Raw genomic sequence first — 5,346 nt, forward strand, 5'->3', positions numbered from 1 at the left:
CGGAGAAGGTGGAGCAGCCCATGTAGTGGTAGATCGGCTCGCCGTTCTTGGAGAAGCGGGTGGTGCCGTCCGGCATCAGCCCCTTGCCCTGGGTATCGCGGATCTTGCCGCACAGGTTGGTCTTGCCGGATTTGCAGAACTTGCACTCGCCGCATTCGGGGGTATAGAGCGGGATCACGTGGTCACCCACCGCAACACTGGTCACACCTTCGCCCACGGACTCGACAATACCGCCGCCCTCGTGGCCGAGAATGGCCGGGAAAATACCTTCCGGATCATCCCCGGACAGGGTGAAGGCATCGGTGTGGCAGACGCCCGAGGCGATCACGCGAATTCGCACCTCGCCGGCCTGCGGCGGCATTACATCGACTTCTTCGATAGACAGCGGTTTGCCCGGGCCCCAGGCCACGGCAGCTCTGGATTTGATGGTCTCGGTCATGGCGGACTCCTGGTTGAATAGGGGTTGGTGGCGGTTTGGCCACCGGAGGAAGCGCAGTCTATCTGTTTCCTTATCGCGTATAATCCATGCATTCTGAAAATCATTTTTTCCCATCAGTAATAATCGAGCTGTCGGATAACTGAGAGGCATACATGGGTAACTGGGAGGGCGTGAGCGAATTTGTCGCCGTGGCCGAGACAGGCAGCTTTACCGGCGCCGCCCGCAAACTGGGGATTTCCACAGCACAGGTCAGCCGGCAGGTGAGTGCACTGGAGGCCCGTTTGTCCACCAAACTGCTGTACCGCACCACCCGCAAGGTATCGGTGACGGAAGTGGGGCAGGTCTACTACCAGCACTGCCGCCAGGTGCTGGACGGTCTGGCGGAAGCGGAGCGCGCGGTGACCGACCTGCAGCAGGTGCCCCGGGGCAGGCTGCGCCTGACCGCGCCGGTTACCTACGGCGAGACCACGTTGGCGCCGCTGGTGAATGACTTTGTCGTGAAGTACCCGGAATTACAGGTAGAGATGGAACTCACCAACCAAAAGCTGGATCTGGTCGCCGAGGGCTACGATCTCGCCATCCGCCTGGGCAAACTTACCGACTCCAGCATGATGGCGCGGCGACTGGGATCGCGCACCCTGTACGTGTGCGCCTCCCCGCAATACCTGTCCTCCCACGGCGAGCCCCACAGTCTGTCGGAACTGGCACGGCACAACTGCCTGCCCGGAACCCTGGACTACTGGCGCTTCCGCGAGCAGGGGCGCTCCAGGGATATCCGCGTCAGTGGCAGTGTCCGCTGCAACAGCGGGCGCGCGCTGGTGGACGCGGCGCTAAAGGGGATCGGCATCGTGCAGTTGCCGGATTACTACGTGGACGAGGATCTGCAGGCGGGGCGGCTGCTGTCCCTGCTGGAACACTACCGGGAGGAAGATGACGGTATCTGGGGGATCTATCCCCATAACCGTCACCTGTCGCCCAAGGTGAGCATGCTGCTGGATTTCCTGGCGGAGCATATTGGCTAGGGCGGCGACAGGCGGTTGCCTAGGGGCCACAGGCTTCGCAAGTGGCGTCACCCTGCGGCGCGTGTGGGCGCGCCGGGAGGTGGAACAGGAACGGGCTTCCGCCGGGATTGCCGTGCTCGCCGCTGGCGATGTCGGCATAGGCTTTGTACAGGTCGCTGATTTTACGCACGTACATCACCGGTTCGGCACCGCGCACATAGCCGTAGCGGGCGTTCGAGAAGTATTCCGGAATCGACAGCTTCAACATGGCCACTTCGACATTGCCGAACCAGGTATTCGGGTCCAGCCCCAGCTTGCGCGCGAGCCGGCGCGCATCCAGCAGGTGACCGTAACCCGCATTGTAAGACGCGAGGGTAAACCAGAGTTTGTCGATTGTCGACAAGGTCGGCTCAAAGCGGTCGCGCACCCAGTTCAGGTATTTGATCCCCGCCTGAATATTGCGATCCGGCTCAAACAGTGGTGGCGGGAAGCCCATCTCCTCTCCGGTCACCGGCATCACCTGCATCAGGCCCTGAGCGCCAACCGCCGAGACTGCCGCGGGGTTGAAGTTGCTTTCCTGCCACATCTGCGCAACCACAAGGCGCCAGTCGAAGTCGTATTCCAGCGCAGTCCCTTTTACCAGGTTGTCGTAGGGTGAGAGGTCTTTGCCGGGAACTACCCGGGCTGCAACCCGCTGGGTGAAACGCTTGTTGGGCTCGAAGTAGGCGGCAACTTTCTGCCGGTATTGTTCGCTCTTGCGGTACTCAACGATGAACTGGTTGAGCTGTTTCAGCAGTTCCCGGTTCTGCGGCATCAGCATCCAGCCCTGGCGTTGCGGGTCGCTGACCAGAGTCCCCGGTATCAGCTCCGGTCGCAGTGAGGCTGACATTACAACGTCGTCGTTGTCGACGATGGTCGCATCCAGCTCTCCGGCGGCAATCTTTTCGACAATTGCAGCGAGGGAGACTTCCGGGGCTGCCACTTCCACCGTGACATCAATGCCGCTATTTTTGATCGCGCGGGCGGTGGCGATAAAGGGAGAAAAGGCGCGCAGGGTCAGGGTGCGCCCCGCCAGGTCCTGAACCTTTGCAATTTCCGGTTTCTGGCGGTTGCTCACCACCTGTTCCGGGGTCTCCCGATAGGAGGTGGTGAAGACGATTCCCTGGTTGATACGCTCCTGGGTAATATTTTTCACGGCGCCGGCGAAATCCCCTTTTCCCGCCTTGAGCCAGTCGATCAGGGTTTCGTTGTAGGGCACGACGATCACCTGCAACTGAAGGTCATGTTTTTCGGCCAAGGCCCTTGCCAGGTCGTAGTCAAACCCCATCAGCACACCCTTCCAGAGAAAGTAGACCGAGGGGCGGTTGTACGTTAGAAAGCGAATTACCCCCGACTCCCTGATCACCTGCCAGTCGGCAACGCGACTACTCGGTGCCTTCACCAGGTTGTTGGTCAGGTAATTATTGACCGTGGTCAGCAATTGCCTGGAACCCTTGCGCACTGCCCAGGCAATGTTCTCCGGTTCTGTAACCGCAGCTCCGATGCGGACGTCATGCCGATAACTTTGCATATTCTCGGTGATATAGTCGTCCAGAATTGCCGCTCGATTGTTTTTCTCGTTTAACAGGTCCACCAGGGCATCCCGGTCTTCATAGACAATAGGTTCGATCACGGTCAGGTTCGCCTCCGGATATTGCGCGACCAGGCGGCGCGCCGTGTCCACATAGGTGGAGCCTGCCTGGGCAATCAATTCAACGTTGCGCAGGCGCTTGGGATCGCTGATATCTGGCCCGTTTGTGCTGGTGATGAGTTTCTGGCGGGATTGCAGCAGTGGCACGGTGAACGCGACCAGCTCGCGGCGGGCCTTGGTATCGGTGAGGGAGTAGGCGGCCACATCGGCCTTGCCGGATTGCACCAGTTCAAGGGCTTGCTGGGGCGTGCTGGCGCTGATCCAGTGGGGTTCGAGTTTGAGTTTGGCGGCCAGCTTGTTGGCGAGGTCGAGGCTCCGCATCGTTACGATACTGTCGCGGGGCAATATATCCTCCTGTGGACCGGACAGGTTCACGAAGCGAATAACACCGCGTTTCCTGATTTCCTGGAGGTCGCCTGTCTCGATGTAGTCGGCAGCCGGGGCAGCACCGGGGGCAGTGGCCTCATTTGTCAACTCCTGCTTACCACAGGTGGCGAGCAGCAGGATCAGGGCAATGGTAATACACGACAGGGTGCCGCACTGCCAAGAGGGTCCATGACGTTTTCCCATAGACCGGTCCCTCGCACTTCTATATAGCGAAATAATAGTGTCAGCCTCGGTGAGGCACTATTTTGGAACTGTCTGGAAGGAGGGCGCGGTGGTTGGCGGGAGCGGAGACAGGGTGGGAGTGAACGGGGCACCCGGAAGGGCCCCGCTCGAAGACGGGTATCAGCGGGTGCCGAAGACCACCATGGTTTTTCCTTTTACGGATACCAGGCCCTGCTCTTCCAGGGTCTTGAGTACCCGGCCCACCATCTCCCGGGAGCAGCCGACGATACGGCCGATTTCCTGGCGGGTAATCTTGATCTGCATGCCTTCCGGGTGGGTCATGGCATCCGGCTCGTTACACAGGTCGAGCAGGGTGCGGGCCACGCGGCCGGTTACGTCCAGGAACGCCAGGTCACCCACCTTGCGGGTGGTGTTGCGCAGGCGGCCGGCCATCTGGGTGGCCAGGGCAAACAGGAATTCCGGATGCTGACGGGTCAGTTCCTGGAACTTGCTGTAAGAAATCTCGGCCACTTCGCACTCGGTCTTGGTGCGTACCCAGGCACTGCGGGTATCCTGGTCGAACAGGCCCATTTCGCCGAAGAAGTCGCCGTCGTTCAGGTAGGCGACGATCATTTCACGGCCTTCGTCGTCTTCGATCAGGACGGTTACGGAGCCGCGCATGATGAAGTAGAGGGACTCGCAACGGTCTCCGGCGTAAATAATGGTGCTTTTGGCTGGGTAGCGCCGGCGGTGGCAATGAGACAGGAAATCTTCGATGTTGCCTGTAGATAGAGGTTCTTCGATAGCAACCGTCACGGATCTACTCCTTTTCTAGAATTTTTTTGCTTGATCCCGGTAAGCAGAGGATTATCACGCTAAACACGCAGGGCTGACAGGGTCTGACGCCAGCAATGTGATCTGGACCACTTTATTGCCAGGCATTGGTACAAGGTGTCGTTTATAGCGGTTGTCCGGCGTGGATACAACCGCCGTGAGTAATGACTCACTATTTCTCTGGCGCCTGTGTGCAATCGGGATATTTAACTGTTCTGCTGTGGTTCGGTTCAGTGTGATAAGCTCCTCGCCCGCTTAATTTCTGAAGGAGTATTTCCTATGCCGGGTGTAATGCTGGGTCAGGTGACCTGGGTGAAAGAGGCCATGTTTGTCGGTGAGGCCGGCAGTGGTAATTCTGTGGTGATGGAAGCGGGAGAGACCAACAATGGCATCCGCCCGATGGAAATGATTTTGCTGGGCGTCGGTGGCTGCTCTTCCGTGGATGTGGTCAGTATTCTGCAAAAAGCCCGCCAGGACGTGCTGGGCTGTCATGTCGAGCTCAAGGGCCACCGTCCGGACGCGGTGCCGGCGCCGTTCGAGAAGATCGAGATGGAATTTGTGGTGCGCGGCCGCAATATCAAGGAGTCTCAGGTGGCCCGTGCGGTGGAGCTGTCGGCGGACAAGTACTGCTCTGCCTCTATCATGCTGGGCAAGGCGGGCATCGAGATCGTGCATAGCTACCGGATTGAAGAAGTCTGATCCGGTTGCGAGCTTCACAGCCCTTTCGGAGTGGAGCTCTGTAGGTGATTTTGTGGCGGTCTGGTCAGCGGTAGCAGCTCGCGAGACACGCCGTGAACCCTTCCCTGGGGGCTCTTCTAAAACATCCCTGTTTT

At 59.3% G+C, this 5,346-nt stretch carries 5 protein-coding genes; 2 read left to right on the forward strand and 3 right to left on the reverse strand.

The features are described from left to right. On the reverse strand, positions 1–439 hold a 439-nt coding region (locus QZ511_RS16185), incomplete at its 3' end, for an alcohol dehydrogenase catalytic domain-containing protein (protein WP_295804034.1). Between the two features lie 152 nt (positions 440–591). Here QZ511_RS16185 and QZ511_RS16190 point away from each other — a divergent pair. Next, positions 592–1,461, forward strand: a complete 870-nt coding sequence (locus tag QZ511_RS16190; protein WP_295804037.1) for a LysR substrate-binding domain-containing protein — start codon at positions 592–594, stop codon at positions 1,459–1,461. Between the two features lie 19 nt (positions 1,462–1,480). On the opposite strand, the gene QZ511_RS16195 is transcribed toward QZ511_RS16190, so the two are convergent. Continuing rightward, positions 1,481–3,700 (reverse strand): transporter substrate-binding domain-containing protein, encoded by a 2,220-nt coding sequence (locus QZ511_RS16195; protein ID WP_295804040.1) that lies wholly within the window; start codon positions 3,698–3,700, stop codon positions 1,481–1,483. A 159-nt stretch (positions 3,701–3,859) separates the two neighbouring features. After that, a complete protein-coding gene (gene crp, locus QZ511_RS16200; protein ID WP_295804043.1) occupies positions 3,860–4,495 on the reverse strand; it encodes a cAMP-activated global transcriptional regulator CRP in 636 nt (211 codons plus the stop codon). Between the two features lie 309 nt (positions 4,496–4,804). Between crp and QZ511_RS16205 the strand changes: the two genes are divergently transcribed. Beyond that, positions 4,805–5,212, forward strand: coding sequence for an OsmC family protein (locus QZ511_RS16205; protein ID WP_295804046.1), 408 nt, complete (start codon positions 4,805–4,807; stop codon positions 5,210–5,212). Positions 5,213–5,346 lie beyond the last annotated feature (134 nt).

The organism is uncultured Microbulbifer sp. (assembly GCF_913055755.1).
GTDB lineage: Bacteria > Pseudomonadota > Gammaproteobacteria > Pseudomonadales > Cellvibrionaceae > Microbulbifer.